Genomic DNA, 25,000 nt, shown 5'->3' with positions numbered 1-25,000 from the left:
GCCCCAGGGCTTCAGCGTTGACGCAAAGATCGCCGGGGCTGCTTTGCAGCCCTTTCGCGGCACAAGGCCGCTCCTACAGGGAGTTAGCGCACGCCACCTAGGCGGGAGTCAGGCACTCCGGCCCATTGAGCTTCGGATCGTTGACGAAATTCGCCAACGCCCGCTCACGCAGTGCCGTCGGCGGTTTGGCCAACAACTCGTGCAATCTGGCCATCGGTGTTTCAGGATCCAGCCACAGCGCCTGCTCGGCCTCGTCGAGGATCAGCGGCCGACGCTGGTTCATCGCCGCTTGCGTCACTACCGCGCAACTCAGCCATGCCTGCTCCTGCACCGGGTAGACCTCCCACAGCGCGGCGAAGAACAGCGACGCGCCCTCCCCCGGCGTCACCCAGTACGGGCGCTTGCGCGCCGTGCCTCGCCATTCGTAGAAACCGTTGGCCGGCATCAGGCAGCGCCGCTGGCGCAAGGGTTCGCGAAACATCGGCTGCTCGGCGAGGGTCTCGGCACGGGCCTGGGCCGGGGTGCGGGACAGGTCGGTGAGCCAGGCCGGGGTCAGCCCCCAGCGCGCACCGGCCAGCTGCAGCTGGCCGTCGAGCTGGCGCTGGATCAGCACCGTGGCACCGGGCGAGATGTTCCATAGGGCCTGCTGGCCCGCGGGGAAGCCCGGCAGGCCGGCGAAGCTCTGGGACCAGCGAAACAGGGCGTAGCGTCCACACATGGGCGAAATCAAAACCTAGCAGATCAGGGTTCCGGGATAACTCTCCGGTTCGTCGCCGGCAAGCGGCTGGGCGGCATTGTACGCATCGATCAACTGCCGTGCGTAGCCTGCCTGCTCATCCGGCACCGCCAGCCCCAGCAGTCCGTGCATCGGTAACTCGCCTGCGGCGCCCATCAGGTCGCGCCCGACCAGGTGCACCTCGATGCCCTCGCTGGCCAGCATGCCCACCAGCACCTGCGCCTCCAGCAGGCTTTCCGGCTCATAGATCCGTTGCATCAGTCGTTCTCGCCGTAGACATCGAGCATCCACTCCTCGCCATGCACCTGCAGCACGAAGCGGATCGGCTTGCAGCACACCTGGCAATCCTCGATGTACTCCTGGTCGCCGCCGGACAGGTCCACCGTGGTTTCGACTTCTTCGCCACAATAAGGGCAATCATAGATCGCAGTTTCCAGCATCGCGGCCTCCGAAGTGACTTGTGCGTATAATTGCCGGTCTGTTTACAGGGCCTGTGTGCGTCCGAGCCGTTTTTCGGAGCCCGCCCCTACCTAATTACCCTAGCCGTTTCCAACAAGAGAGCATGATGGGCGAATTCGATGCCATCCGACCGTACGACGACGCTGAGGTCCCTGCCGTTCTGGCACGCCTGCTCAGCGACCCGGCATTCCTCGATATCCTCACCCACTTCCGCTTCCCGCGCGCGGCCGGCGCCTTCGGCTGGCTGCTCAAACCGCTGATCGCCCGGCGCCTGCGCAAGGAATTCGCCGGCGTGAGCTGCGTCTCCACGCTGCAGGACAAGGTCGAGTACTACGTCGACCGCACCATCGACCGCGCCACCGACGGCGTCACCTATACCGGCGTCGAACAGCTCAAGTCGGGGACCGCCTACCTGTTCCTGGCCAACCACCGCGATATCGTGATGGACCCGGCCTTCGTCAACTACGCGGTGTACCACGCCGGCCTGCCGACGCCGCGCATCGCCATCGGCGACAACCTGCTGCAAAAACCGTTCGTCAGCGACATGATGCGCCTGAACAAGAGCTTCATCGTGCACCGCTCGATCAGCGGCCGCCGCGAGAAGCTGGCCGCCTACCAGTTGCTCTCGGCCTACATCAACCACTCGATCCGCAACGATTGCGTGTCGATCTGGATCGCCCAGGCCGAAGGCCGCGCCAAGGACGGTGACGACCGCACCGATTCGGCGATCCTCAAGATGTTCCACATGAGCCGCAAGGACGAGCCGTTCGGCGCGGTGGTCCAGAGCCTGAACCTGACCCCGGTGTCGATCAGCTACGAGTACGACCCCTGCGACCAGGCCAAGGCCCGCGAGCTGTATATCCGCGCCACCACCGGCAGCTACACCAAGGCGCCGGGTGAGGACGACAACAGCATCGCCCAGGGCATCACCGGCTACAAAGGGCGGGTACACATCAACTTCGCCCCACCGGTGACCGAGTACCACGAGGACACCAAGCAACTGGCGCTGGCCATCGACCGGCAGATCCTCGGCGGCTACCGGCTGTTCCCGGTGCACTACCTGGCCTATGCGATGTGGGCGGAGAAGGACGCGACGCTCGAGGTGCCGAGCGCGGAGAAACTGTTCCCGGCCGACGAGTTGGCCAAGGCGAAGGAAGAATGGCAGCGCCGGCTGGACGCCTGCCCGGTCGAGCATCAGCCGTACCTGGTGCAGCAGTATGCGACGCCGGTGCGTAATCAGTATCAGGTGAAGCGTCAGCCCGCGTCGGCCTGACAACGCAACTGTAGGAGCGGGCTTGTCCCGCGAAGGCGTCAGATCAAGCAATGATGTGATCTGATATGACGCCTTCGCGGGGCAAGCCCGCTCCTACACAGAGCAGGTATCGCCTTCAGATCCAGGTACTGAACCAGGACAAAAGCAAGGCCATCGCCAGGCAGCAGAAGCCCAGGATGTAGTAATAGCGCGGTATCCGCTGCTCCAGCGCATCCACCACGCCTTCATCCACCGCCAGGCTTTCCCGGCTCAGCGCCTCGCGACGCCGGGCGCTGTGCAGCAGCAGCCCGCCAGGGCAGGTAATGAGCAGGGCCAGCAGGTTGATCAGCTTGGCCGGATGGGCGGCCAGGAAGCCCCAGAACACTTGCAACGACATTGCGCGACCTCGGTATCACGTGCGGCAAAGCCCGGCATTCTACCCAAGCCCAGGTTCACTGCCGCCACTTTGCGACCAGCTGTCATTTAATTTCATCTGTCACACGCTCGTCATCAAGGCAGGCCACCCTGTCGGCCTTCAACCGAACCGGAGCTTGTCATGCTGCACGCCGAAAACCAGGACCGCCTCTACCTTGTCGCCCAGAGCGACGAGCAGCAGGCGCTGATCGATGGCTTCGCGATCAATGTCCAGGACCGCCAGTGGCTGGTTTACTGCGCGCTGGGTGGGCATGCCCACCAGGACCTGCCTGAGGTCGACCCGTACACCGGGATCAGCCTGCTGGACTTCAATGTGCTGGCTGCCTGAACCGCGCTGCCTGCTCTCCCACTGAAGCCCCACAGCACGCGTGGGAGCGGGCTTGCCCCGCGACAGGCCAGTACAGACAACAAAAAACCCGCAGCCTGATCACAGGCTGCGGGTTTTCTTCACTGCAAAAACCTTACTCGCCCAGAACCTGACCGACGGTCGGGTCCTTGAACAGACGGGTCAGGGCATCGCTGAGCACATCACTCACCAGCTTGGTGTTGGTTTCCTGGTTCGGCGCCATGCCGAAGCGCTGGTCCAGCGAAGCACCGTAACGGCCGCTGTAGCGGCGGTTGGCGTTGGACACGTCGGCACGGAAGGTGGCGCCGATGGTCGCCTCGGTCACGTACATCTTGTCCTTGGGCGACTGGTACTTGAGCTCGGCCAGGGTCACGGTCAGCTGCGGCGCGTTGTAGGCGTTTGGCGTCGGGGTAAAACCAAGCAGGCGCACCGCCGCCTCGGCCTGGGCCTGCAGCTTGGGCACGACATCGTTGCCATTGACGGTGATGGTGCTGGTCTCGGGGTACATGCCACCACGGGTGCCGAGCGATTGCGAGGCGCGCCCGTCGACGACCTTGACCACCACCGGCTGGCCATGGCCGACCGGGGCCAGTTGCTGGGTAAGCTTGGGTTGCGGGCTGAGTTGCTGCGGGCTGTGGGCACAACCGGCCAGGCTCAGGCTGGCCACCGCGAACAAACCGACCAACAGACGTTGCAACATGCGCGTTTCTCCAGAAAAAGCGGCAAAGGCCCACAGTATACCTAGCGGCAAGCTTCCAGCGGCAAGCTGCAAGCAAAAGCACCTACGCTTTTCCTTGCAGCTTGCCGCTGGAAGCTTGCAACTGCCCTTCTGTCACAATCGTTTCATGCCCCCCGGTTACTCTGGCGCCAGCCCTCACACACAGGACTGACCACCATGGCCTCGCTCTGGACCCTGCTCTTGCACCGCCCGCGCCACGCCACCTACGCCCGTCTCGACAGCGACGGCATCTGCCTCGGTTTCAAGCACTGCGCCACGCCACCGGGCAACGGCGCCTGGGTGCAGGTGAACGAGGCGCAACTGGCCTGGCTCGGCCGCCCGCTGCCGGCCAGCGCCCGGATTTGCGCCCGTGCAACGCAGCGTTGGCAGCAACGCACCCTGTCGGCCTGACAAACGCTGCAATAAAAACCCAACAAGTACGCCCTTTCCGCCCGCGACATCGTTATAATCTCCCCCCGATTATAAGGACGTCTCCTGATCGGGCCCCGCATTCGCCGCTTGACCCCGGCACCCTCGACGCTTCGCCCACAGAGAGCCTTCCACTCAGGTCTTGCATTGGCTGTCGTGCCTGCTGTTTCCGGCCTTCTGCTTCGCATGAACCTGCGGGTTGCCATCGCGCAGTCCACTTTTGAGGTTCACGACTCCAAAAGAGCGTGAAAAAACGGTTTTTCACAACTTCACGAGAGTGTGGCGAGCAAATGAACAGTCTGGCATGTGCAAGAGCGGCAGATGTGTCCCGAACAGCCCTGAACAGACGGCAAAAGCGCTCATCCCCGATGAGCCTCTGAGGCCGGTCCATAACGCACGACGGAGCACTTGACCATAAGTCGAATTGCCGCACCCGTGGCAATGGGCGTTCAATAGCCGAACACCCAAGACTGATTGGCGGTATCCGCGGAAGTTGCAAGAACTGCGAAGAGTCGGACATGGCGATCCTGGCCACCCCACGGATCCTATGCTGTCAATTAGGTGCTGTAGATTGTGGAGACGCGTTAATGGCGCAGAACGAATCGGTTGATGTGGTACTGGTAGGCGCGGGCATCATGAGTGCCACCCTGGCCGTACTGCTCAAGGAGCTCGACCCGACCCTGAAGCTTGAGGTCGTCGAGGCGATGGACTCCGGGGCCGCGGAGAGCTCCAACCCCTGGAACAACGCCGGTACCGGCCATGCCGGCCTGTGCGAGCTCAATTACACCCCGCAGGCCGCCGATGGCAGCATCGACATCAAGAAGGCCGTGCACATCAACACCCAGTTCGAGGTCTCGCGCCAGTTCTGGGCCTACCTGAGCCGCAAGAGCGGCTTCGGCTCGCCGCGCGCCTTCATCAACCCGGTACCGCACCTGAGCTACGTCGAGGGTGACAAGGGTATTGCCTTCCTCAAGAAGCGTTTCGAGCTGCTCAAGCAGCACCACGCCTTCGCCGAGATGGAATACACCGAAGACCAGGCGGTGATGAAGGAGTGGATGCCACTGATGATGCCAGGCCGTCCGGCCGACCAGCGCATCGCCGCCACCCGCGTGATGAAGGGCACCGATGTCAACTTCGGCGCCCTGACCAACAAGCTGCTCAAGCAACTGGGCAACAGCCCGGACGCCCAGGTCAAGTACAGCAAGAAGGTCGTCGGCCTGCGTCGCAAAGGCAGCGGCTGGACCGTGAGCATCAAGGACGTCAACAGCGGCGGCAGCCGTGAGGTCGACGCCCGCTTCGTCTTCCTCGGCGCCGGCGGCGCGGCCCTGCCGTTGCTGCAGATGTCCGGCATCCCGGAGAGCAAGGGCTTCGGCGGCTTCCCGGTCAGCGGCCAGTGGCTGCGCTGCGACAACCCGGAAATCGTCAAGCAGCACCAGGCCAAGGTCTACAGCCAGGCCGCGGTCGGCGCCCCACCGATGTCGGTACCGCACCTGGACACCCGCGTGGTCGATGGCAAGACGTCGCTGCTGTTCGGCCCTTACGCCGGCTTCACCACCAAGTTCCTCAAGCACGGCTCGCTCCTGGACCTGCCGCTGTCGGTGCGCGCGGGCAACCTCGGCCCGATGTTTGCCGTGGCCCGCGACAACATGGACCTGACCAAGTACCTGGTCAGCGAAGTGATGCAGTCGATGGAACAGCGTCTGGAATCGCTGCGCCGCTTCTACCCCGAGGCGAAAGCCGAGGACTGGCGCCTGGAAGTGGCCGGTCAGCGCGTGCAGATCATCAAGAAGGATCCGAAGAAAGGCGGCATCCTGCAGTTCGGCACCGAGCTGGTCTCGGCCCAGGACGGCAGCCTGGCCGCGCTGCTCGGCGCCTCGCCGGGCGCCTCGGTGACCGTGTCGATCATGCTCGAGCTGATCGAGCGCTGCTTCCCCGAGCAGGCCAAGGGCGCCTGGGCCGCCAAGCTCAAGGAGATCTTCCCGGCCCGCGAAAAGGTCCTGGCCACCGATGCCGCGCTGTACCACAAGATCAGCGCCGACAACGACGAGGCACTGGAACTGGCGGAAAGCAGCCCGGCCAAGCACTACGCCTGATCCGGCTGAAACGAAAAAACGCCCCTCGGGGCGTTTTTTTGTGCCTGCCTCACTGCCCCCACCTCTCCTCTGTAGGAGCGGCCTTGGGCCGCGAAAGGGCCGCAAAGCGGCCCCGGCGATATTGAGGTATGGCATAAATCTGGGGCTGCTTCGCAGCCCTTTCCGGCCGGTCCGACGCCTCGGCAAGGCCGCTCCTACAGGGGAAGCCGAACGCGCGAAATCAGCCCCGGGCGTTATCGATGATCTCGATGTACTCCGGCGCATTGCGCTGGTCGGCGATCGCCTCGACGAAGGTCTTGCCGTGCTCATCCTTGCCATCGAGGTCGTAACCGGCGGCGACGAAGAAGCCCACATAACGCTCGAAATCATCGACGCGCAGGCCGCGGTAGCCCTTGATCAGCTTGTGATGAGACGGCGAGGTCAGGCCATCGGCCGGCTCGAACTGCAGGAACGTATTGATGTACTCGTCGCTGATCTCGTCACCAATCACTTGTTTCTTGTCTTTACGCATCGCCGACTCCAACTGGGCCATCACGGACATTTTCGAAGGCCGGCAGTTTACCCCCCGAAACCTGCGGCCCTCAACGCGTACGTACGGTACCGGTGTGCAGGTCGGCCCAGATGTGGCCATTGGCGTAGGTAAGGAACTGCACGTACAGGGTTTCGTTGCGCAGCAAGTCCATGATCACCCGGTAGTCGGCCATCGGGTAGTTGAGGGTCAGGGTCCGGCTCTTGTCGTCATAGGCCGGCTTTTTCAGGCTCTTGCCACCCTCACCGTCGAAGTTGAGCAGCACCTGCGTGATGGTCGAGCCCTTGCTCAACGGCTTGCCCTTCAGGCGCATCTGCAAGGACGAGGTGATCGGAATCGGTTGCTGGTCGGACTGACGCTGGGTGCCCACCACCACGCTGTAGTCGGTGACCTGCAGCAGTTGCTGGCTGGCCGGAGCCTCCTGGCGCAGGGAGAGGTCGTCGGGCGGGAGGAACTGGCTGTGCAGCGGCGCAGCGGAAAGCGGCAGGCTCACCGCCAGCAGGAGGGGGACGATCGCACGCATGTGGGGCTCCTTGGCATGAGCTGGCACTCTACGCACATGCCCTGTCGCGGGGCAAGTCGCAGCGGCGAACCGCCCCCCCACGACAAGGGGGCGCAGGCTCAATCGAACTGCGCGCGCATCCAGGCGTGATACTCGGCAACGCCCGCTTCACCCTCGCGTGGCGCCCACTCGGCAAGCTCACCCTCGCCCACCGCACGGTACGGCCCGGCCTTGCACTCGAACATGATGCTGTCGTCCTCCAGCACCACCAGGCCATGGAAGACCCCCGGCACCAGGTCGACCCCCAGGCAGTCGCCACCGGCCTCGAGCACACGCTTGTCAGTCAGCGTGCCCTGGTCGTCGAAAATCAGCAGGCCAAGGCGCCCCTTGAGCACGATCAGCGTTTCGGCCTTGTCGTCGCTCAGATGACGGTGCGGCTGGATGTAGGTCCGCGGCTGCAGCCCCACGGCCATGCGGTGGCACGGCTCCTCCATCTCGTGGAAGTTGTGGTTCTGCCGACCGCGCGGGCTGGCGGTGGCCCGCTCTGCCAGCCCGGCGAACAACGACTGATCGAGGAATCCGGGCTGGCGCATGATTACAGCCCCTTGACCGCGAAGATGCCGTTGGCGTTGCGCCAGTAGCCCTTGTAGTCCATGCCATAGCCGAAGATGTAGCGGTCGATGCATGGCAGGCCGGTGTAGGTGGCCTTCAGGTCCGGGCTGGCCTTGCGGTCGTGGTCCTTGTCGATCAGCACGGCGGTGTGCACCGCGCGGGCACCGGCGTGCTTGCAGAACTCGATGATGGCGCTGAGGGTATGGCCCTCGTCGAGGATGTCGTCGACGATCAGCACGTCGCGGTCGATGAACGACACTTCCGGCTTGGCCTTCCAGAACAGCTCGCCGCCACTGGTGGTGTTGCGGTAGCGGGTGGCGTGCAGGTACGAGGCTTCCAGCGGGAACTGCAGGTGGGTGAGCAGCTTGCCGGAGAAGATCAGGCCACCGTTCATCACGCAGAAGACCACCGGGTTCTTGTCGTGCAGGTCCTGGCAGATCTGTTTGCCGACCTCGGCGATGGCGGCCTCGACCTCGGCTTCGTTGTACAGGCAATCAGCCTCGTGCATCACTTGACGGATATGCTCGAGATCGGCGGACATGGCGCTCTCCAGGGGGTGCGTTTTGGAAAAGCGGGCAAAGGTACGCATCCGCTCGTCCCAGATCAAGCCTTTATGGACTAACGTGCACAATGACTGCACGACATCAAGGACTGAATAGATTAATCTAGCGCGGTTTTTTTGCCCGCCTCCCGGAGCCCTCCCCCTATGCCTACTCGTGAGATCCGCCATCCGCTGATCCGCCACAAGCTCGGCCTGATGCGCCGTGCCGATATCAGCACCAAGAATTTTCGCGAACTCGCCCAGGAAGTCGGTGCACTGCTGACCTATGAAGCCACCCAGGACCTGCCGCTCGAAACCTACGAGATCGACGGCTGGTGCGGCAAGGTGCAAGTCGAGAAGATCGCCGGCAAGAAGATCACCGTCGTGCCGATCCTGCGCGCCGGCATCGGCATGCTCGACGGCGTGCTCAGCCTGGTCCCCGGGGCCAAGGTGAGTGCCGTGGGCGTGGCCCGCAACGAGGAAACCCTCGAGGCCCACACCTACCTCGAGAAACTCGCGCCGGACATCAACCAGCGCCTGGCCCTGATCATCGACCCGATGCTGGCCACCGGCGGCTCGATGGTCGCCACCATCGACCTGCTGAAAAAGGCCGGCTGCAAGGAAATCCGCGCCATGGTCCTGGTCGCGGCGCCCGAAGGCATTGCCGTGGTGGAGAAAGCCCACCCCGACGTGCAGATCTACACCGCCTCGATCGACCAGCGCCTGAACGAGCACGGTTACATCGTCCCAGGCCTGGGTGATGCCGGCGACAAGATCTTCGGCACCAAGCAGAAGGACGCCTGACCATGCAGGACGGCTTCAACGACCCGCTCTGGCGCCAGGTCGTCTCGGGCGCGCAGATGCTCTTCGTGGCATTCGGCGCGCTGGTGCTGATGCCGCTGATAACCGGCCTCGATCCGAACGTGGCGCTGTTCACCGCCGGCATAGGCACCCTGCTGTTCCAGCTGGTCACGGGCCGTCAGGTCCCGGTATTCCTGGCCTCGAGCTTCGCCTTCATCACCCCGATCATCCTCGCCAAGGGCCAGTTCGGCCTGGCCGAGACCATGGGCGGCGTGATGGCCGCAGGCTTCGTGTACACCTTCATGGGCCTGATGGTGAAGATCAAGGGCACCGGTTTCATCGACCGCATGCTGCCGCCGGTGGTGATCGGCCCGGTGATCATTTCCATCGGCCTGGCCATGGCACCGATCGCCGCCAACATGGCGATGGGCAAGGGTGGTGATGGCGCTGCGCTGATGCCGTACAAGACCGCCATGCTGATCTCCATGCCGGCACTGCTGACCACGCTGGTCGTCGCCGTGTTCGGCAAGGGCATCTTCCGCCTGGTGCCGATCATTTCCGGCGTGCTGGTGGGCTTCGCCTTGTCGTTTGCCTTCGGCGTGGTCGACACCGCCAAGATCGCTGCGGCCCCTTGGCTGGAACTGCCGAACTTCACCGCACCGGCCTTCAACTGGCAGGCCATCCTGTTCATCGTGCCCGTGGCCCTGGCCCCGGCGATCGAACACATCGGCGGGGTGATTGCGGTGGGCAGCGTGACCGGCCGCGACTACCTGAAAAAGCCCGGCCTGCACCGCACGCTGCTGGGTGACGGCCTGGCGACCACGGCAGCCGGCCTGTTCGGCGGCCCGCCCAACACCACCTACGCCGAAGTAACCGGCGCGGTGATGCTGACCAAGAACTACAACCCGAAGATCATGACCTGGGCGGCGGTATTCGCCATCACCCTGGCCTTCATCGGCAAGTTCGGCGCGCTGCTGCAGAGCATTCCGGTTCCGGTGATGGGCGGCATTCTCTGCCTGCTGTTCGGTTCGATCGCGGCGGTGGGCATGAACACCATGATCCGCCACAAGATCGACCTGGCCGAGGCGCGCAACCTGGTGATCGTTTCGGTGACCCTGGTATTCGGTATCGGCGGCGTGCTGATCGGCAGCGGCGACGGCCCGGACGACTGGGGCCTGAAGGGCATCGCCCTGTGCGCCGTGGTGGCGATTGCCCTGAACCTGATCCTGCCGGGCAACGATGGCTGGAAGAACAAGAAGCTGGATGATCAGTTGCCTTGATCCGGCGCTAGACTGACCTGGCCTCTTCGCGGGTAAACCCGCTCCCACAGGACTCTCACCGAACCTGTGGGAGCGGGTTTACCCGCGAAGAGGCCGGCCTGGTCAACCCAGGCCTCAAGCCTTCTCGCACATCCCCGCCAACACCCTCACCCACTCCGGGTGATCATTAAGGCACGGCACCAGCACCAGCTCCTTCCCGCCCGCCTCGATGAACTGCTCCTTGCCCCGATCGCCGATCTCCTCCAGCGTCTCGATGCAATCGGCGACGAACGCCGGGCACATCACCAGCAGCTTCTTCACCCCCGCCTTGCCCAGCTCGTCCAGGCGCGTCTCGGTGTAGGGTTCGATCCATTTGGCCCGGCCCAGGCGCGACTGGAACGACACCGACCACTTGCCGTCCGGGATGCCCATCTTCTCGGCGAATGCCCTGGCCGTGGCCAGGCACTGGCCGCGATAGCACACCGCACGCATCTCGGCGCTGGCGTCCTTGCAACAGTCGGCGGCCTGGAAGTCGTGGTTGCCGGTGGGGTCGAGCTTTTTCAGGTGCCGCTCGGGCAAACCATGGAAGCTCAGCAGCAGGTGATCGTAATCCTGTTCCAGGTACGGGCGGGCGCTGGCCACCAGGGCATCGATGTACTCAGGGTGGTCGTAGAACGGCTGCAGAATGCGGGTCTGCAAGGGCAGCTTGCGCTCGGCAATGGTCTGCTTCGCCAACTCCACGACCGTGGTCACGGTGCTGTCGGCGAATTGTGGATAAAGCGGCGCCAGCGTTACCTTGCGCACACCTTGCGCGGCCAGGCGCTCCAGGACCTCCGGCAGCGCCGGTTGTCCGTAACGCATGGCGATCTCCACCGGCCCATGGGGCCAATGGGCGGTCATCGCCTGCTGCAGACGGCGGGTCAGCACCACCAGCGGCGAGCCCTCGTCCCACCAGATCGAGGCGTAGGCATGGGCCGACTGCTCGGGGCGCTTGATCAGGATCAGCGACACCAGCAACCGCCGCACCGGCCAGGGCAGATCGATCACGTACGGGTCCATGAGGAACTGGTTGAGGTAACGGCGCACGTCGGCCACCGAGGTGGAGGCCGGCGAACCCAGGTTGACCAGCAGCAGGGCGTGATCGGTCATGCAGCGTCCTATGTCAGAGGCGGCTGGACAGGTTGTCCAGGGCCGATTGCAGATCGTTGAAACGGAACGTGTAGCCCGCCGCCAGCAGGCGCACCGGGCGCGCGCGCTGGCCACCGAGCAGCAGCGTCGATAACTCGCCGAGCCCGGCCTTGAGCAACAGCGCCGGCATCGGCATGAACGCCGGACGATGCAGGATGCGGCCCAGGCGCTTGGCGAACTCGCGGTTGCGCACCGGCTCCGGCGCGCAGGCATTATAGGGACCGCTGGCTTCGTTGTGCTGCAAGAGAAAATCAATCAGGCCGATTTGGTCGTCGATATGCACCCAGGGCATCCACTGCCGACCATCGCCCAACGGCCCGCCCAGGCCCAGCTTGTACGGCAGGCGCAGGCGCGACAAAAAGCCGCCATCGGCAGCCAGCACCAGGCCAGTGCGCACCAGCACCACGCGGATCCCCAGGACCTGGGCGCGCTGGGCGGTTTCCTCCCAGGCGATGCACAACTGGCTGGCGAAGTCCTCCTTCACCGGCGGCGAAGCCTCGGTGAGTTCTCGCTCGCCGCCATCGCCGTACCAACCCACCGCCGAGCCGGAAATCAACACCTGCGGGCGGCGCTCGCGGCGCTCCAGCCAGGCCAGCAACTGCTCGGTGAGGGTCACCCGGCTGGCCCAGAGCAGGTTGCGTCGCGCCGCGGTCCAGGGCCGGTCGGCGATCGGTGCGCCGGCCAGGTTGACCACCGCATCCACGTCGTCGTCATCGGCAATGTCTTCCAGCCGGGCCACACCGCGAACGCCGCTGCCGCAGATTTTCGCCACCTGTTCGGGGCGCCGGCTCCAGACCGTCAGGCGATGCCCTTGCTGGCGCCACAACTGGCACAGGTGTTGGCCAATCAAACCGGTACCGCCGGTCAGCAATATATGCATGGTTGTGTCCTCGCACTTGGCGGCCGTGGTCTATTTTTAAGATCAAGGCACTTTTTTGACCGAACGCTCTCGGATAAACATAGGCCAACCTGCCTATCGAGCGGAATAACCTTATACAAACATTGTGCATTGTACAGGTTTGCCTGGCAGCGTAGGCTGCGTATAGCTAGGTTCGAAGAGGCCATCATGACAGTACCTATTGCCATCATCGGTGCCGGAATCGCCGGCCTGTCCGCCGCCCAGGCCCTGCAGAAAGCCGGGCAGACCGTCCACCTGTTCGACAAGGGCCACGGCAGCGGTGGCCGCATGGCCAGCAAGCGCAGCGACGCCGGCGCCCTGGACCTCGGTGCCCAGTACTTCACCGCCCGCGACCGGCGCTTCGTCGAGCAGGTCCAGCACTGGGTGGCGAACGGCTGGGCGCAGCAGTGGAAGCCGCAGCTGTACAACTACCGCGATGGTGAACTGACCCCCTCCCCTGATGAACAGATCCGCTGGGTCGGCGTACCACGCATGAGCGCCATCACCCGCGGCCTGCTCAAGGATGTCACGGTGAACTTCGGCTGCCGCATCGCCGAGGTGTTTCGCGGCAAACAGTACTGGCACCTGCAGGACACCGAGGGCTGCAGCCACGGACCGTTCAGCCAGGTGGTGATCGCCGTGCCGGCGCCTCAGGCCACCGCGCTGTTGACGGCCGCCCCCAAACTCGCGGCGGTCGCCGCCGGGGTGCAGATGGAACCGACCTGGGCCATCGCCCTGGGCTTCCAGACACCGCTCGACACCCCCATGCAGGGCTGCTTCGTGCAGGACAATCCGCTCGACTGGCTGGCCCGCAATCGGAGCAAACCAGGCCGCGACGAGCATCTCGACACCTGGGTGCTGCATGCCACCTCCAGCTGGAGCAAGCAGCATATCGACCTGCCCAAGGAGCAAGTGATTGAGCAGCTGTGGGGTGAGTTTGCCGAGCTGGTCGGCTGCATAGTCCCCGCGCCGACCTTCGCCCTGGCCCACCGCTGGCTGTACGCCCGTCCTGCAGTCAATCATGAATGGGGCACGCTGGCCGATGCTGACCTGGGCCTGTACGCCTGTGGCGACTGGTGCCTGTCCGGCCGGGTCGAAGGGGCCTGGCTCAGTGGCCAGGAAGCCGCCCGACGGCTGCTGGAGCATCTGGAATAATCGACGGAAAACTTATACAAAAAATTCTACTTGTATAAGTTTTTATCTGTGCTGGAATAGACTTGTACAAACCGTGCAGCCTGTACAAGTCATTCCGGAGACCGCGATGAACGCTTCACCGCCCAGCGGCAAGCCACGCCTGGCCATCAGCGCCTGCCTGACCGGCCTCAACGTGCGCTACAACGCCGGCCACAAAGCTTCCAGCCTGTGTCTCGAGCTGCTCGGCAAGCATTTCGACTGGGTCCCCCTGTGCCCCGAGGTCGCCATCGGCTTGGGCACGCCCCGTGAACCCATCCGCCTGGTGGGGGACCCGGACCACCCCGCCGTCACCGGCACGCGCAACAGCGCCACTGATTTTGCCGGCCCGCTGCGTGCCTACGGCGAACAAATGGCCGACGAACTCGACGATATCTGCGGCTACATCTTCATGCAGAAGTCACCGTCCTGCGGCCTTGAACGGGTCAAGGTCTACCAGGAAGACGGCCGCCCGGCCCACCAGGGTGGCCGGGGCGCCTACGCCGCGGCCTTCTGCGAGCGGCGCCCGGACCTGCCGGTCGAGGAGGAAGGCCGCCTGCACGACCCGGTGCTGCGGGAAAACTTCATTACCCGCGTCTACGCCTACGCCGACTGGCGGCAACTGCTGCGCCAGGGCCTGAGCCGCGGTGCGCTGATCCGCTTCCATGCCCGCTACAAGTACCTGCTGATGGCGCACAATCCCCAGGCGTACCGCAGCCTTGGCCGCCTGCTCGGCAACATGAGCCGCGACGACGACCCGGCGCAGCTCGGCCCGCGCTACTTCAGCCAGTTGATGCAGGCACTGCGCCGCTGCGCCAGTCGCGGCACCCATGGCAACGTACTGCAGCACCTGAGCGGCTATCTGCGCAACGACCTGGGCCAGGCGGACAAGGCCGAGCTGCAGCAGGTTATCGGCCAATACCAGCAAGGCGTGGTGCCCCTGGTCGTACCCTTGACCCTGCTCAAGCACCACCTGCGCCACCATCCCGATCCTTATCTGCTGCAACAGGCCTACCTGCAACCCCATCCGGAAGACCTCGGACTGCGCAATGCCATCTGACCCATTGCTGCCCATCGGCGAAGTGGCCCGCCTGACCGGCGTCAATCCGGTCACCCTGCGCGCCTGGGAGCGCCGGTACGGCCTGATCAAGCCACAGCGCACGCCCAAGGGCCATCGCCTTTATCCACAGGACCAGGTGCAGCGGGTCCAGGCCGTGCTGCGCTGGCTGGAGCGTGGCGCCGCGGTGAGCCAGGTGCGCGAGCTGCTGGACAATGCCGCGCACGCCACGGCGCCGATCCAGGGCGAATGGGGCGCACGGATCGAGCAGTTGATCGCGGCCATCGCCCGCCTTGCCCAGCGTCCGTTGGACCAGTTGATCAACCAGGTCATGGCCCTCTACCCCGCCGTAACCGTGTGCGAACGCCTGCTGCTGCCGCTGCTCGAAGCCCTCGAACAACGCTGGCAAACGCATTTCGACGCGCGACTGGAACAGGTGTTCCTTCAGGGCTGGCTGCGCAGCAAGCTGGGGGCGCGGGTTTATCACGACAGCCACTCGCTTGGCGGCCCCTGCGTGCTGCTCGCCCGCTCCGATGATTCCCCCTTCGATGCCGAGTTCTGGCTTTGCGCCTGGCTGCTGAGCAGCAACGGCTACCCACTGGAGATCCTCGAGTGGTCGGTCGAGCCCCGTCAACTGCGCCTGGCCGTGGAGCACCTGCAACCACGAGCGCTGCTGCTGCACCTCGGCCGTCGCCCCGACCTCGCCGCGCTGGGCCGCGCATTGAAGGACGTCAACACACTGAAACTCCTGGGTGGTAGCACCGTCAGCCTGCATGAGACGGAACTGCATGCACTGTCGTTGCCTGACCTACACCTGTTCGACAGCCCGCTAACCGCCTTGCGCTGCCTTCAACAACCTCGACCTTGAGCCTGCAACCCATGCAATTGATCTGGCTGCGCAGCGACCTGCGCATCGATGACAACACCGCCCTCGCGGCCGCCTGCCAGCGTGGCCCGACCGTGGCCCTCTGGATCGCCAGCCCCGGCCAGTGGCAGGCCCACGACGATGCGCCGTGCAAGGTCGATTTCTGGCTGCGCAACCTGCGATTGCTGCAACAGTCGCTGGCGGCGCTGAACATTCCGTTGCTGGTTCGCACGACAGACAGCTGGGCGGGTGTCCCGGAGTGCGTGCTCGAGGTCTGTCGCCAGCACGGCATCGAGGCCGTGCACTGGAACGACGAATACGGCATCAACGAGGCCCGGCGGGACCAGGCAACCCATGACGCATTGCAGCAAGCCGGAATCACCGCCACCGGCCACCTCGACCAGCTGCTGTTCAGGCCCGGCAGCGTGCTGACCCGCACCGGCCAGTACTTCCAGGTGTTCGGCCAGTTCAAGCGGGTCTGCCTGGAGCACCTGCACCGCAGCCTGCCCCCCCTTGCCCATTCGGTGAAACGCCAGCAAGCCCTCAGGATCCGCAGCGACGCCATCCCCCTGCAGATCGAAGGCTTCGAGCCCCCTGGCGAAGCCCTACGCCAGCATTGGCCGGCAGGCGAGGATGAAGGCAGGCGGCGGTTACAGCGCTTCGTCGACGAAACCATCGATGACTACGCACAACTGCGCGACCTGCCTGCCAGGGCCGGCACCAGCCAGTTGTCCCCCTACCTCGCCGCTGGCGTGGTCTCGCCGCGCCAGTGCCTGCATGCGGCACTGGCCAGCAACCGGGGCGAGTTCGACAGTGGCAGCGTCGGCGTGCAGACCTGGGTCAACGAACTGCTGTGGCGCGAGTTCTACAAGCACACACTGGTGGGCTACCCCCGGGTCTCCCGGCACCGCGCCTTCCGCCTGCATACAGAAGCACTGCCCTGGCGCGACGCGCCCGCCGACCTGCAGGCCTGGAAGGACGGCCGCACCGGCTTCCCCATCATCGATGCCGCCATGCGCCAGTTGCTGCACACCGGCTGGATGCACAACCGCCTGCGCATGATCGTCGCCATGTTCCTCAGCAAGAACCTGCTGATCGACTGGCGGCACGGCGAACGGCATTTCATGCGTCACCTGATAGACGGTGATCTGGCCGCCAACAACGGTGGCTGGCAATGGAGCGCCTCGACCGGCACCGACGCCGTGCCCTATTTTCGGATCTTCAACCCCATCACACAGTCGCAGCGCTTCGATCCGAACGGATTGTTCATCCGCCGGTGGTTGCCTGAACTGGAAGGAAAGGACGATAAATCAATTCACTACCCCGTGAAATCCGCCGACCTATTTGCTACTAATAATTACTCGGGCCCGATAGTCGATCTCGATAGTAGTCGCCAACGCGCATTGGAAGCCTTCAAAAGCTTGACCAGCTGGCAGGATCAGGGGGCATAGAGCATGACACGTCGTTTCTGGATTACAGGAGCCAGCCACGGACTCGGCCTGGCCTTGGTGGAACAGTTGCTCGCACAAGGGCACACGGTGGCCGCCAGTGGCAGGGATAGCCAGGAACTCGACACCTTGGGGGAGCGTCACGGCACACGCTTGCTGCGGCTTTTCGGCCCCTTGCAGGATGCCGGTCAGCGGCTTAAGGCCACTTGGGGCGCGCTGGATTGTCTGCTGGTAAATGCCGGGAGCTGCGACTATCTGCCGGACAATATGGCGCATGCAGACCTGTTCGAGCAGATCGTCAGCAGCAACCTGCAGGCCACGCACCAGTGCCTGAACGCCGCGCTGCCGTTGTTGGCCAAGGGCCAGAGGCCGCAGGTCATGGCCATTCTCAGTCGCTACTCGGCATTGCAGCTGTTCGAACCGAACCAGCCGCTCAATGGCGGCAACAGCCTGCCGACATGGCTGAGCGAACAACGCAACACCCTGAGCACACTAGGCATCGACCTGACCGTGGTGGCGCCTCAGTCGCTGAAGACCCCGGTGACCTCGGTACAGGCCATTCCGGAGCCCTGGACGGCGCAAAGCGCAGCGCAGGAGTTGCTGGCGCGCCTGGATGAGCGCCAACCCGAGCTGGTACTGGAGGTGCTCAACCCAGGCGAACTGTGGCCGCTGCCGAAAAGCAGTTGACCCTGCGTTTCATGGCAGGAAGCGCTGCACGCTGCCGGACTGGTTCCACAATAGCGGCAGGACATTCTGCAAGTTGTCCGGCTCGCCGCTGCTCCAGAACGCCGTCGCCCGCGCCGGTCCGTCACTGAGCAGCCCGCGAGCGTCCAGCAGGCGTTGCAGTTGGCGCGCCACGGCAGCGCCGGTGTCGATGATCGCCACATCCGCCGGCACCATCTCGGCCAGCATGGGCCGCAGGAACGGGTAGTGGGTGCAGCCCAGGATCAGGGTGTCGCAACCGGCCGCCAGCAAAGGTTTTACATAGCCCGACAGCAACTGGCGCAGTTGCTCGCTGACCAGATCCCCTGCCTCGATACGCTCCACCAGCCCAGGGCACGGCTGAGTAATCACCCGCACATCGTTGGCGAAGCGGTCAAGCAAGGCAGCGAACTTGGCGCTCTGCAGGGTACCGGTGGTGGCCAGCACACCGACCACGCCGGAGCGGGTTGCCGCGGCCGCCGGCTTGACCGCAGGCTCCATGCCCACCAGCGGCCAGTCCGGATAGAGCTCGCGCAGGTCGGCCACCGCTGCCACCGTGGCCGTGTTACAGGCCAGGACCAAGGCCTTGGCGCCCTGCTCATGGTAGAACCTGGCGATCAGCCGCAGACGCTGGCGAATGTAGTCCGGGGACTTCTCGCCATAGGGCACGTGGCCACTGTCGGCCAGGTAGAGCAGCGACTCGTTGGGCAGCAGGCGCTGGATCTCGGCCAGCACCGACAACCCGCCGACCCCGGAATCCATCACGCCCACCGGCGCCGAGCGCTCAGCCATGGCGAGTCGCGCACACCGCGCAGGCGGGGTCGCGCTTGACCCGCAGCTCGCGCATGCGGGTACTCAGGGCGTCGATCAGCAGCAGGCGGCCGACCAGCGGCTCGCCGAAACCGACCAGCAACTTCAGCGCTTCCAGTGCCTGCAGGCTGCCGACCAGCCCCACCAGCGGACCGATCACACCGGCCTCGCTGCAGGTCAGCTCGGCCTCGCTGCCATGGCCATACAGGCAGTGGTAGCAGGGGCTGGTATCGCGGCGGGTGTCGAACACCGACAACTGGCCCTCGAGGCGGATCGCCGCGCCGCTGACCAACGGCTTGCCCGCAGCCACACAGGCGGCATTGACCGCCTCGCGGGTGCCGAAGTTGTCGGAGCAGTCGAGCACTACATCGACCGCCGCCACCGCGGCGGCCAGCGAATCCTCGTCCAGCGCCCGGCGATGGGCGACCAGGCTGATTTCCGGGTTGATCGCCCGCAGACGCTTGATGGCCGAATCGACCTTGCTCATGCCGACGCTGTCGCTGTCGTGGATCACCTGGCGTTGCAGGTTGGTCAGGTCGACGGTGTCGAAATCGGCCAGGTGCAGCTCACCGACACCCGCCGCGGCGAGGTACAGCGCCACCGGCGAGCCCAGCCCGCCCAGGCCTATCACCAGGGCCTTGCCGTGTTTCAGGCGCAACTGGCCGTCGATATCCACCTGCGACAGGAGGATCTGCCGGCTGTAGCGCAACAGCTCCTGGTCGCTCAGCATGGCAGGCGCCCCAGGCTGATGCGTTCGTGGCCGCCCAGGTCGACGCGGCTGGCGACGTCGATGAAGCCGGCCGCCGCCAGCAGGTCGCGTACGGCGGGCGCCTGGTCATAGCCGTGCTCGAGCAGCAGCCAACCTCCGGGCAGCAGGTGCGCCGGGGCCTGGGCGACGATCACCCGCAGGTCGTCCAGCCCGTCTTCGCCGGCCACCAGGGCACTGCTGGGTTCGAAGCGCACGTCACCGGCCACCAGGTGCGGATCAGCGGCGCGAATATAGGGCGGGTTGCTGAGGATCAGGTCAAATCGGTCACCCGAGAGAGCGTCGAACCAATGGCTGGCGCGCACCTGGACATTGCCCAGGCCCAGGCGCTGGCGGTTGCGCTCGGCCAAGGCCACGGCCTCGTCGATACGGTCCACCGCCGTGACCTGCCACCCCGGACGCTCACTGGCCAGGGCCATGGCGATAGCCCCGGTGCCGGTGCCCAGATCGAGTACTCGGGCAGGCATGGGTGGCACGAGCTCAAGGGCGGTTTCCACCAGCAGCTCGGTGTCCGGACGCGGAATCAGCGTGTGTGGCGCAACTTCCAGGTCCAGCTTCCAGAACCCCTGTTGGCCGAGGATATAGGCCACCGGCTCACCGGCGCGACGCCGTTCGAGGTAGCTGGCGAACACCTGCGCCGCCTCGCTGCTGACGATGCGCTCGGGCCAGGTGTGCAGGAAGCTGCGCGACTTGCCCAGGGCCGCGGCCAGGAGCAGCTCGGCGTCCAGCCGTTCGGTCGGCGAGTCCGGCAACTGCGCGTTGCGCAGCAGGCTGGCGATGATGGTCATTCAATCCCCCAGGGCGGCCAGCTGATCGGCCTGGTATTCGGCCAGCAACGGCTCGATCACCGCGTCCACACCGCCGGCGAGGATATCGTCGAGGGAGTAGAGGGTGAGGTTGATACGGTGGTCGGTGACCCGGCCCTGTGGATAGTTGTAGGTGCGGATGCGCTCGGAGCGATCGCCTGAACCCACCAGCAGTTTGCGCTCGCTGGCGATGGCGTTCTGCGCGGCGCTGGTCTGCATGTCGTTGAGCTTGGCCGACAGCCAGGACATGGCGCGGGCACGGTTCTTGTGCTGCGAGCGCTCTTCCTGGCACTCGACCACGATGCCGGTGGGCAAGTGGGTGATGCGGATCGCCGAGTCGGTCTTGTTGACGTGCTGGCCGCCGGCGCCGGAGGCGCGGTAGGTGTCCACGCGCAGGTCGGCCGGGTTGATCTCGATCGCCACCTGCTCGTCGGGCTCGGGCAATACCGCCACGGTGCAGGCCGAGGTGTGGATACGGCCTTGCGATTCGGTTTCCGGGACCCGCTGCACACGGTGCGCGCCGGACTCGAACTTCAGCTTGCCGTACACGCTGTCGCCTTCGACCCGGGCGATGATTTCCTTGTAGCCGCCGTGCTCGCCTTCGTTCTCGGAGAGGATCTCCAGGCGCCAGCCGCGTTTCTCGGCGTAGCGCGAGTACATGCGGAACAGGTCGCCGGAGAAGATCGCCGCCTCGTCACCGCCGGTGCCGGCGCGGATTTCCAGGAACACGTTGCGCCCGTCGTTGGGATCCTTGGGCAACAGCATGCGCTGCAGCTGCGACTCCAGGCCCACCAACTGCTCCTTGGCCTCGCGCACCTCCTCCACGGCCATCTCGCGCAGGTCGGGGTCGGCATCCTTGAGCAGCGCCTGGGCGCCCTCGAGATCGTCCTGGACCTTGCGCCAGTCTTTATAGGCGCCGATCACCGGCTCGACTTCGGCGTACTCGCGGGAGTAGGCGCGAAAGCGCGTCTGGTCGGAAATGACTTCGGCGTCACCAAGCAGCGCGGTGAGTTCCTCGAAGCGATCCTGGAGCGTGTCCAGTTTGTTCAGCAGCGACGCTTTCATTGCGGGGATTTGTCCGTCGAGCCCTCGTGGAGGGCGAAGAGTTCCTGGGCCATGGCCAGCGCATCGAGGCGGCCTTCGGCGGAGAGCTTTTTCAGCTGCACGCTGGGCGCGTGCAAGAGTTTGTTGGTCAGGCCCCGGGCCAGCTGCATGAGCACATCCTCGGGGTTGCCGCCGTTGCCGAGCAGGCGCAGGGCCTTTTGCAGTTCTTCGTCGCGCAGGCGCTCGCTCTGCTGGCGGTAGGCCTTGAGCACATCCACCGCCGCCAGTTCGCGCAGGCGCACCATGAAGTCGTCGGCGCCGGCCGAGACCAGCTCTTCGGCGGCCTGGGCCGCGCCCTGGCGGCTCTTGAGGTTTTCCGCGACCACGTCATGCAGGTCGTCGACGGTATAGAGGTAAACGTCGTCCAGCTCACCCACCTGCGGCTCGATGTCACGCGGCACGGCGATGTCGACCATGAAGATCGGCTTGTGCCGGCGCTGCTTCAGCGCGCTCTCCACCGCGCCCTTGCCGAGGATCGGCAGTTGGCTGGCGGTGGAGCTGATGACGATGTCGCTGTTGGCCAGTTCCTGCGGGATGTCCGAGAGCAGCACGGCATGGGCGCCGAACTGTTCGGCGAGGATGCTGGCACGCTCGAGGGTGCGGTTGGCCACGACGATGCGGCGCACGCCCTGCTCGTGCAGGTGGCGGGCGACCAGGGTGATGGTCTCGCCGGCACCGATCAGCAGCGCCTGGCTGCGGCCCAGGTCGGAGAAGATCTGCCTGGCCAGGCTGACCGCGGCAAACGCCACCGAGACCGGGTTCTCGCCGATGGCGGTGTCGGTGCGCACCTGCTTGGCGGCGCTGAAGGTGGCCTGGAACAGGCGCCCGAGCAGCGGCCCGACGGTGCCGGCCTCACGGGCCACGGCATAAGCTGACTTCATCTGGCCGAGGATCTGCGGCTCGCCGAGCACCAGCGAGTCGAGGCCGGAGGCCACGCGCATCATGTGCCGGACCGCGTCGTGTTCCTCGTGGACATAGGCGCTGGCGCGCAGTTCGTCGAGGCTCAGCTGGTGGTAGTCGGCCAGCCATTGCAGCACGGCGTCGGCGGCAAGGTGGTCCTGCTCTATATAAAGCTCGCTGCGGTTGCAGGTGGACAGGATCGCCGCCTCGCGGCTGGCGGTCAGTCGGCAGAGCTGCTGCAGGGCATCGACCAGCTGCTCGGGCGTAAACGCCACGCGCTCGCGTACGTCTACCGAGGCAGTCTTATGGTTGATACCAAGTGCAAGAAAGGCCATGCAAGGTCGCTGGTTGGGACGTGAAGCCGATAATTGTCCTACTTCGCAGGTTTTAGAACAACCACCGTTCGCTATTGTGGCGATGGTGCGTGCCTATCGCCCCGCACCATCACCTTCCCTTCCCTTCCCTTCCCTTCCCTTCCCTTCCCTTCCCTTCCCTTCCCTTCCCTTCCCTGCCGTTGCCGTTGCCGTTGCCGTTGCCGATCGAGAGTCTAGCGTCACACCCAGCTAGCGACAGCTGCGCCAGTCCAGGCGCCGCCCGTACCTTCGCGACTTCAGGAGGCCGAACGCAGGTCTTGCGAAGGGAGGTGACGGGCATGGATGCCCGTCAAGCGCTGGGGCCCAGGATGGGCCCTGCAGCGCGGTCCTCCCGGGAGCAAGGCCGGAGTGAGGGAACCCGGAGCGAAGCGGAGGGCCGGATGAATGGAGCGCAGCGTTTTTTGGTTACTTTTTGTCGCGTGTAGAGACCGGACACATGGTGGACACGTGTACGGAGACATGGTTGACACTTCCTGGCAGCCCCCTTTGCCAGGATTTTCGCCATGCCTTGGAACGTGAGAAACGCCATGAGCCTGAAAGAAGAGTTCGTATCCCTGGCGCGACAACCGGATGCCAATATTCGAGAGTTATGCCGACGCTTCAGCATCAGTCCTCAAACCGGATACAAGTGGCTGCGCCGTTTTGAACAAGGCGGTTCGGCCGCTCTACAAGAACGATCTCGGAGGCCGGCTAGTAGCCCTCGCTTGACCGAGGCTGCGTTGGAAGCAGAAGTCGTTGCACTTCGACAGGAGCACCCGGCCTGGGGCGGACGCACAATCAGCAGCCTGCTGAGCAAGCGTATTGCCCCCAGCACCGTCACCAACGTATTGCACCGCCATGAACTGATCCAGAGCCCTGAGAAGGCGCGAGAGGCGCGGCTTAGGTTTGAGCACGATGCACCCAACGATCTCTGGCAGATGGACTTCAAAGGGCACTTCGCCCTGCAGCAAGGCCGGTGTCATCCGCTGACCATTCTTGACGACCACTCCCGCTTCAATTTGGCTATTCACGCTTGCGATAACGAGCGAGGAACGACGGTCAAGGAGAAGATGACTGAGGTCTTCCAGCGCTACGGCCTACCGGTCCGAATCAACGTCGATAATGGTGCTCCCTGGGGCTCACCGCGTAATCCTGGAGAGGTTACAGAACTGAGTATCTGGTTGATTCGACTAGGGATACAGATAAGTTTCAGTCGCCCGTACCACCCTCAAACGAATGGCAAAATTGAGCGTTTCCACCGTTCCTTGAAGGCTGAAGTACTCGATGGGCGGCAGTTCTCGACCTTGGTGCAAGCCCAGACGGCGTTTGACCGATGGCGGGAAATTTACAACTTACAGCGCCCTCATCAGGCTTTGGGGTATCAAGTGCCGATGGCCAGATATCACCCCAGCCCGTGGGCCTACCCCAATCAGCTTGAGGAATTTGAATATGGGCCAGACGATACCCTGGCCAAGGTTTATCACAGTCGCTTCCGCTTCCAGAAACGCTATTTCAGCATCGCAAAAGGGTTGGTCGGGCAGACCATAGCGATACGCCCTGGGCGAGACGGTGGGGACATGTTCGATGTCTATTTCTGCCATCAACGCCTGCGCACCATCGACGTGAATAAACCTGATTACGGACCATAATGTGTCAACCATGTCTGCGCACATGTGTCAGCGATGTGTCCGGTCTCTACAGTCGCGTTTGACAAAAAGTGACTCGCCGTAAGGGCGAAAAGGTGACTATGCGTCGATATCGTAAATGAATGCGCTTGCACCTGCAGAAACCCACGCCGACCGATTTTGACTTTGACTTTGACTTTGACTTTCAGAGCGTGGGTTTTGAAAGTTATACGCTCATTCATTGGCGATGGCGACGCATAGTCACCTTTCCGCCCTTACGGCGGCCTACTTTTGTCTTGGCAAAAGTAGGCAAAACCGCCCCGCTCCGTTCATCCGGCCCCTACGCTTCGCTCCGGGGTCCCCTCACTCCGGTCTTGCTCCCGGGAGGACCGCGCTGAACGCCCCATCCTGGGGCGCAGCGCTTGACGGGCATCCATGCCCGTCACCTCCCTCCGCAAGACCTGCGTTCGGCCTCCTGAAGTCGCAATTGGTGTTGCCTGAACTACCGTGCGCTTAGAAGCAAAAGCAAAAACAACGGCAAGGGCAAGGGCAAGGGCAAGGGCAAGGGCAAGGGCAAGGGCAAGGGCAAGGGCAGG

Annotated in this window: 28 protein-coding genes; 12 read left to right on the top strand and 16 right to left on the bottom strand. The window is 64.4% G+C overall.

What is annotated here, in order from left to right:
* Window positions 1-97 precede the first annotated feature (97 nt).
* From PRtIB026_RS07550 to PRtIB026_RS07540, 3 genes are read right to left on the bottom strand one after another with little or no spacing between them, the layout of a single operon-like run.
* Window positions 98-718 carry an SOS response-associated peptidase gene (locus tag PRtIB026_RS07550; protein WP_203647978.1) on the bottom strand — a complete coding sequence of 207 codons (621 nt, stop codon included), beginning with the start codon at window positions 716-718 and terminating at the stop codon, window positions 98-100.
* 15 nt (window positions 719-733) lie between these two features.
* Window positions 734-994: a putative signal transducing protein gene (locus PRtIB026_RS07545; protein WP_203647979.1), complete on the bottom strand. Its 261-nt coding sequence runs from the start codon at window positions 992-994 to the stop codon at window positions 734-736.
* Window positions 994-1,176, bottom strand: a complete 183-nt coding sequence (locus PRtIB026_RS07540; protein WP_010225771.1) for a CPXCG motif-containing cysteine-rich protein — start codon at window positions 1,174-1,176, stop codon at window positions 994-996. Before PRtIB026_RS07540 ends, PRtIB026_RS07545 begins: the two co-directional genes overlap by 1 nt.
* A gap of 125 nt (window positions 1,177-1,301) precedes the next feature.
* Between PRtIB026_RS07540 and PRtIB026_RS07535 the strand changes: the two genes are divergently transcribed.
* Entirely contained in the window at window positions 1,302-2,468 is a 1,167-nt protein-coding gene (locus PRtIB026_RS07535) for a 1-acyl-sn-glycerol-3-phosphate acyltransferase (protein WP_203647980.1), read from the top strand.
* A gap of 115 nt (window positions 2,469-2,583) precedes the next feature.
* On the opposite strand, the gene PRtIB026_RS07530 is transcribed toward PRtIB026_RS07535, so the two are convergent.
* The gene (locus PRtIB026_RS07530; RefSeq protein ID WP_186733875.1) at window positions 2,584-2,844 is read right to left on the bottom strand and encodes a hypothetical protein; all 261 of its coding nucleotides are present in this window, start codon (window positions 2,842-2,844) and stop codon (window positions 2,584-2,586) included.
* Window positions 2,845-3,003: 159 nt separating this feature from the next.
* Here PRtIB026_RS07530 and PRtIB026_RS07525 point away from each other — a divergent pair, with 159 nt between their 5' ends.
* On the top strand, window positions 3,004-3,210 hold the full coding sequence (locus PRtIB026_RS07525; RefSeq protein ID WP_203647981.1) for a hypothetical protein: 207 nt from the start codon (window positions 3,004-3,006) through the stop codon (window positions 3,208-3,210).
* Between the two features lie 133 nt (window positions 3,211-3,343).
* Here PRtIB026_RS07525 and PRtIB026_RS07520 read toward each other — a convergent pair whose 3' ends face one another.
* Window positions 3,344-3,928, bottom strand: a complete 585-nt coding sequence (locus PRtIB026_RS07520) for a YajG family lipoprotein (protein ID WP_011532230.1) — start codon at window positions 3,926-3,928, stop codon at window positions 3,344-3,346.
* A gap of 195 nt (window positions 3,929-4,123) precedes the next feature.
* Here PRtIB026_RS07520 and PRtIB026_RS07515 point away from each other — a divergent pair, with 195 nt between their 5' ends.
* Window positions 4,124-4,357 carry a hypothetical protein gene (locus PRtIB026_RS07515; RefSeq protein ID WP_203647982.1) on the top strand — a complete coding sequence of 78 codons (234 nt, stop codon included), beginning with the start codon at window positions 4,124-4,126 and terminating at the stop codon, window positions 4,355-4,357.
* Window positions 4,358-4,962: 605 nt separating this feature from the next.
* The gene (gene mqo, locus PRtIB026_RS07510) at window positions 4,963-6,468 is read left to right on the top strand and encodes a malate dehydrogenase (quinone) (RefSeq protein WP_203647983.1); all 1,506 of its coding nucleotides are present in this window, start codon (window positions 4,963-4,965) and stop codon (window positions 6,466-6,468) included.
* A gap of 220 nt (window positions 6,469-6,688) precedes the next feature.
* Here the strand turns inward: mqo and PRtIB026_RS07505 are convergent, their stop codons facing one another.
* The 4 genes from PRtIB026_RS07505 to PRtIB026_RS07490 form a co-directional block, all read right to left on the bottom strand.
* Entirely contained in the window at window positions 6,689-6,979 is a 291-nt protein-coding gene (locus tag PRtIB026_RS07505; RefSeq protein WP_203652707.1) for a PA4642 family protein, read from the bottom strand.
* A 70-nt stretch (window positions 6,980-7,049) separates the two neighbouring features.
* Complete coding sequence (locus PRtIB026_RS07500) at window positions 7,050-7,520, bottom strand: hypothetical protein (protein WP_203647984.1); 471 nt, start codon at window positions 7,518-7,520, stop codon at window positions 7,050-7,052.
* A gap of 98 nt (window positions 7,521-7,618) precedes the next feature.
* Window positions 7,619-8,092 (bottom strand): WbuC family cupin fold metalloprotein, encoded by a 474-nt coding sequence (locus PRtIB026_RS07495; protein ID WP_203647985.1) that lies wholly within the window; start codon window positions 8,090-8,092, stop codon window positions 7,619-7,621.
* Window positions 8,093-8,094: 2 nt separating this feature from the next.
* Complete coding sequence (locus PRtIB026_RS07490; protein WP_050703742.1) at window positions 8,095-8,652, bottom strand: hypoxanthine-guanine phosphoribosyltransferase; 558 nt, start codon at window positions 8,650-8,652, stop codon at window positions 8,095-8,097.
* Window positions 8,653-8,817: 165 nt separating this feature from the next.
* On the opposite strand from PRtIB026_RS07490, the gene upp reads away from it, so the two are divergent.
* Window positions 8,818-9,456 carry a uracil phosphoribosyltransferase gene (gene upp / locus PRtIB026_RS07485; protein WP_028691132.1) on the top strand — a complete coding sequence of 213 codons (639 nt, stop codon included), beginning with the start codon at window positions 8,818-8,820 and terminating at the stop codon, window positions 9,454-9,456.
* Window positions 9,457-9,458: 2 nt separating this feature from the next.
* Entirely contained in the window at window positions 9,459-10,733 is a 1,275-nt protein-coding gene (locus PRtIB026_RS07480) for a uracil-xanthine permease family protein (protein WP_203647986.1), read from the top strand.
* A 114-nt stretch (window positions 10,734-10,847) separates the two neighbouring features.
* Here the strand turns inward: PRtIB026_RS07480 and hemH are convergent, their stop codons facing one another.
* Together hemH and PRtIB026_RS07470 are read right to left on the bottom strand one after the other, a co-directional pair.
* Window positions 10,848-11,861 (bottom strand): ferrochelatase, encoded by a 1,014-nt coding sequence (gene hemH, locus PRtIB026_RS07475; protein WP_203647987.1) that lies wholly within the window; start codon window positions 11,859-11,861, stop codon window positions 10,848-10,850.
* 13 nt (window positions 11,862-11,874) lie between these two features.
* Window positions 11,875-12,780, bottom strand: coding sequence for a TIGR01777 family oxidoreductase (locus PRtIB026_RS07470; protein ID WP_203647988.1), 906 nt, complete (start codon window positions 12,778-12,780; stop codon window positions 11,875-11,877).
* A gap of 186 nt (window positions 12,781-12,966) precedes the next feature.
* Here PRtIB026_RS07470 and PRtIB026_RS07465 point away from each other — a divergent pair, with 186 nt between their 5' ends.
* The 5 genes from PRtIB026_RS07465 to PRtIB026_RS07445 all read left to right on the top strand — a co-directional run bounded on the left by PRtIB026_RS07465 (window position 12,967) and on the right by PRtIB026_RS07445 (window position 18,025).
* Window positions 12,967-13,953, top strand: a complete 987-nt coding sequence (locus tag PRtIB026_RS07465; RefSeq protein ID WP_232854723.1) for an NAD(P)/FAD-dependent oxidoreductase — start codon at window positions 12,967-12,969, stop codon at window positions 13,951-13,953.
* A gap of 106 nt (window positions 13,954-14,059) precedes the next feature.
* The gene (locus PRtIB026_RS07460) at window positions 14,060-15,028 is read left to right on the top strand and encodes a DUF523 and DUF1722 domain-containing protein (protein WP_203647989.1); all 969 of its coding nucleotides are present in this window, start codon (window positions 14,060-14,062) and stop codon (window positions 15,026-15,028) included.
* Window positions 15,018-15,893 carry a MerR family transcriptional regulator gene (locus tag PRtIB026_RS07455; protein WP_232854725.1) on the top strand — a complete coding sequence of 292 codons (876 nt, stop codon included), beginning with the start codon at window positions 15,018-15,020 and terminating at the stop codon, window positions 15,891-15,893. The genes PRtIB026_RS07460 and PRtIB026_RS07455 overlap by 11 nt, the downstream gene beginning before the upstream one ends.
* A gap of 11 nt (window positions 15,894-15,904) precedes the next feature.
* On the top strand, window positions 15,905-17,341 hold the full coding sequence (gene phrB, locus PRtIB026_RS07450) for a deoxyribodipyrimidine photo-lyase (RefSeq protein ID WP_267813736.1): 1,437 nt from the start codon (window positions 15,905-15,907) through the stop codon (window positions 17,339-17,341).
* Between the two features lie 3 nt (window positions 17,342-17,344).
* Window positions 17,345-18,025: an SDR family oxidoreductase gene (locus tag PRtIB026_RS07445; protein ID WP_203647990.1), complete on the top strand. Its 681-nt coding sequence runs from the start codon at window positions 17,345-17,347 to the stop codon at window positions 18,023-18,025.
* 9 nt (window positions 18,026-18,034) lie between these two features.
* On the opposite strand, the gene murI is transcribed toward PRtIB026_RS07445, so the two are convergent.
* Genes murI through hemA form a run of 5 tightly spaced genes read right to left on the bottom strand, consistent with a single transcriptional unit; the run spans window position 18,035 to window position 22,761 of the window.
* Window positions 18,035-18,832, bottom strand: coding sequence for a glutamate racemase (gene murI / locus PRtIB026_RS07440; RefSeq protein ID WP_203647991.1), 798 nt, complete (start codon window positions 18,830-18,832; stop codon window positions 18,035-18,037).
* Window positions 18,825-19,580, bottom strand: a complete 756-nt coding sequence (locus tag PRtIB026_RS07435) for a molybdopterin-synthase adenylyltransferase MoeB (RefSeq protein WP_203647992.1) — start codon at window positions 19,578-19,580, stop codon at window positions 18,825-18,827. The genes murI and PRtIB026_RS07435 overlap by 8 nt, the downstream gene beginning before the upstream one ends.
* Window positions 19,574-20,404 carry a peptide chain release factor N(5)-glutamine methyltransferase gene (gene prmC / locus PRtIB026_RS07430; RefSeq protein ID WP_203647993.1) on the bottom strand — a complete coding sequence of 277 codons (831 nt, stop codon included), beginning with the start codon at window positions 20,402-20,404 and terminating at the stop codon, window positions 19,574-19,576. Before prmC ends, PRtIB026_RS07435 begins: the two co-directional genes overlap by 7 nt.
* Window positions 20,405-21,487: a peptide chain release factor 1 gene (gene prfA / locus PRtIB026_RS07425; protein WP_203647994.1), complete on the bottom strand. Its 1,083-nt coding sequence runs from the start codon at window positions 21,485-21,487 to the stop codon at window positions 20,405-20,407.
* Window positions 21,484-22,761, bottom strand: a complete 1,278-nt coding sequence (gene hemA, locus PRtIB026_RS07420; protein WP_203647995.1) for a glutamyl-tRNA reductase — start codon at window positions 22,759-22,761, stop codon at window positions 21,484-21,486. The genes prfA and hemA overlap by 4 nt, the downstream gene beginning before the upstream one ends.
* Before the next feature lie 542 nt (window positions 22,762-23,303).
* Here hemA and PRtIB026_RS07415 point away from each other — a divergent pair.
* Window positions 23,304-24,428: an IS481 family transposase gene (locus tag PRtIB026_RS07415; protein ID WP_203647996.1), complete on the top strand. Its 1,125-nt coding sequence runs from the start codon at window positions 23,304-23,306 to the stop codon at window positions 24,426-24,428.
* The last annotated feature ends 572 nt before the right edge of the window (window positions 24,429-25,000 follow it).

This window comes from Pseudomonas sp. RtIB026, from assembly GCF_016861355.2.
In the GTDB taxonomy this organism is placed as follows: Bacteria; Pseudomonadota; Gammaproteobacteria; order Pseudomonadales; family Pseudomonadaceae; genus Aquipseudomonas; species Aquipseudomonas peradeniyensis.
This window is presented reverse-complemented; position numbering and strand designations above follow the sequence as displayed.

Excerpts from the sequence above, each read along its gene's own strand:
- PRtIB026_RS07550 (WP_203647978.1), bottom strand. The coding sequence starts at position 718 with ATGTGTGGACGCTACGCCCTGTTTCGCTGGTCCCAGAGCTTCGCCGGC.
- PRtIB026_RS07545 (WP_203647979.1), bottom strand. The coding sequence starts at position 994 with ATGCAACGGATCTATGAGCCGGAAAGCCTGCTGGAGGCGCAGGTGCTG.
- PRtIB026_RS07540 (WP_010225771.1), bottom strand. The coding sequence starts at position 1,176 with ATGCTGGAAACTGCGATCTATGATTGCCCTTATTGTGGCGAAGAAGTC.
- PRtIB026_RS07535 (WP_203647980.1), top strand. The coding sequence starts at position 1,302 with ATGGGCGAATTCGATGCCATCCGACCGTACGACGACGCTGAGGTCCCT.
- PRtIB026_RS07530 (WP_186733875.1), bottom strand. The coding sequence starts at position 2,844 with ATGTCGTTGCAAGTGTTCTGGGGCTTCCTGGCCGCCCATCCGGCCAAG.
- PRtIB026_RS07525 (WP_203647981.1), top strand. The coding sequence starts at position 3,004 with ATGCTGCACGCCGAAAACCAGGACCGCCTCTACCTTGTCGCCCAGAGC.
- PRtIB026_RS07520 (WP_011532230.1), bottom strand. The coding sequence starts at position 3,928 with ATGTTGCAACGTCTGTTGGTCGGTTTGTTCGCGGTGGCCAGCCTGAGC.
- PRtIB026_RS07515 (WP_203647982.1), top strand. The coding sequence starts at position 4,124 with ATGGCCTCGCTCTGGACCCTGCTCTTGCACCGCCCGCGCCACGCCACC.
- mqo (WP_203647983.1), top strand. The coding sequence starts at position 4,963 with ATGGCGCAGAACGAATCGGTTGATGTGGTACTGGTAGGCGCGGGCATC.
- PRtIB026_RS07505 (WP_203652707.1), bottom strand. The coding sequence starts at position 6,979 with ATGCGTAAAGACAAGAAACAAGTGATTGGTGACGAGATCAGCGACGAG.
- PRtIB026_RS07500 (WP_203647984.1), bottom strand. The coding sequence starts at position 7,520 with ATGCGTGCGATCGTCCCCCTCCTGCTGGCGGTGAGCCTGCCGCTTTCC.
- PRtIB026_RS07495 (WP_203647985.1), bottom strand. The coding sequence starts at position 8,092 with ATGCGCCAGCCCGGATTCCTCGATCAGTCGTTGTTCGCCGGGCTGGCA.
- PRtIB026_RS07490 (WP_050703742.1), bottom strand. The coding sequence starts at position 8,652 with ATGTCCGCCGATCTCGAGCATATCCGTCAAGTGATGCACGAGGCTGAT.
- upp (WP_028691132.1), top strand. The coding sequence starts at position 8,818 with ATGCCTACTCGTGAGATCCGCCATCCGCTGATCCGCCACAAGCTCGGC.
- PRtIB026_RS07480 (WP_203647986.1), top strand. The coding sequence starts at position 9,459 with ATGCAGGACGGCTTCAACGACCCGCTCTGGCGCCAGGTCGTCTCGGGC.
- hemH (WP_203647987.1), bottom strand. The coding sequence starts at position 11,861 with ATGACCGATCACGCCCTGCTGCTGGTCAACCTGGGTTCGCCGGCCTCC.
- PRtIB026_RS07470 (WP_203647988.1), bottom strand. The coding sequence starts at position 12,780 with ATGCATATATTGCTGACCGGCGGTACCGGTTTGATTGGCCAACACCTG.
- PRtIB026_RS07465 (WP_232854723.1), top strand. The coding sequence starts at position 12,967 with ATGACAGTACCTATTGCCATCATCGGTGCCGGAATCGCCGGCCTGTCC.
- PRtIB026_RS07460 (WP_203647989.1), top strand. The coding sequence starts at position 14,060 with ATGAACGCTTCACCGCCCAGCGGCAAGCCACGCCTGGCCATCAGCGCC.
- PRtIB026_RS07455 (WP_232854725.1), top strand. The coding sequence starts at position 15,018 with ATGCCATCTGACCCATTGCTGCCCATCGGCGAAGTGGCCCGCCTGACC.
- phrB (WP_267813736.1), top strand. The coding sequence starts at position 15,905 with ATGCAATTGATCTGGCTGCGCAGCGACCTGCGCATCGATGACAACACC.
- PRtIB026_RS07445 (WP_203647990.1), top strand. The coding sequence starts at position 17,345 with ATGACACGTCGTTTCTGGATTACAGGAGCCAGCCACGGACTCGGCCTG.
- murI (WP_203647991.1), bottom strand. The coding sequence starts at position 18,832 with ATGGCTGAGCGCTCGGCGCCGGTGGGCGTGATGGATTCCGGGGTCGGC.
- PRtIB026_RS07435 (WP_203647992.1), bottom strand. The coding sequence starts at position 19,580 with ATGCTGAGCGACCAGGAGCTGTTGCGCTACAGCCGGCAGATCCTCCTG.
- prmC (WP_203647993.1), bottom strand. The coding sequence starts at position 20,404 with ATGACCATCATCGCCAGCCTGCTGCGCAACGCGCAGTTGCCGGACTCG.
- prfA (WP_203647994.1), bottom strand. The coding sequence starts at position 21,487 with ATGAAAGCGTCGCTGCTGAACAAACTGGACACGCTCCAGGATCGCTTC.
- hemA (WP_203647995.1), bottom strand. The coding sequence starts at position 22,761 with ATGGCCTTTCTTGCACTTGGTATCAACCATAAGACTGCCTCGGTAGAC.
- PRtIB026_RS07415 (WP_203647996.1), top strand. The coding sequence starts at position 23,304 with ATGCCTTGGAACGTGAGAAACGCCATGAGCCTGAAAGAAGAGTTCGTA.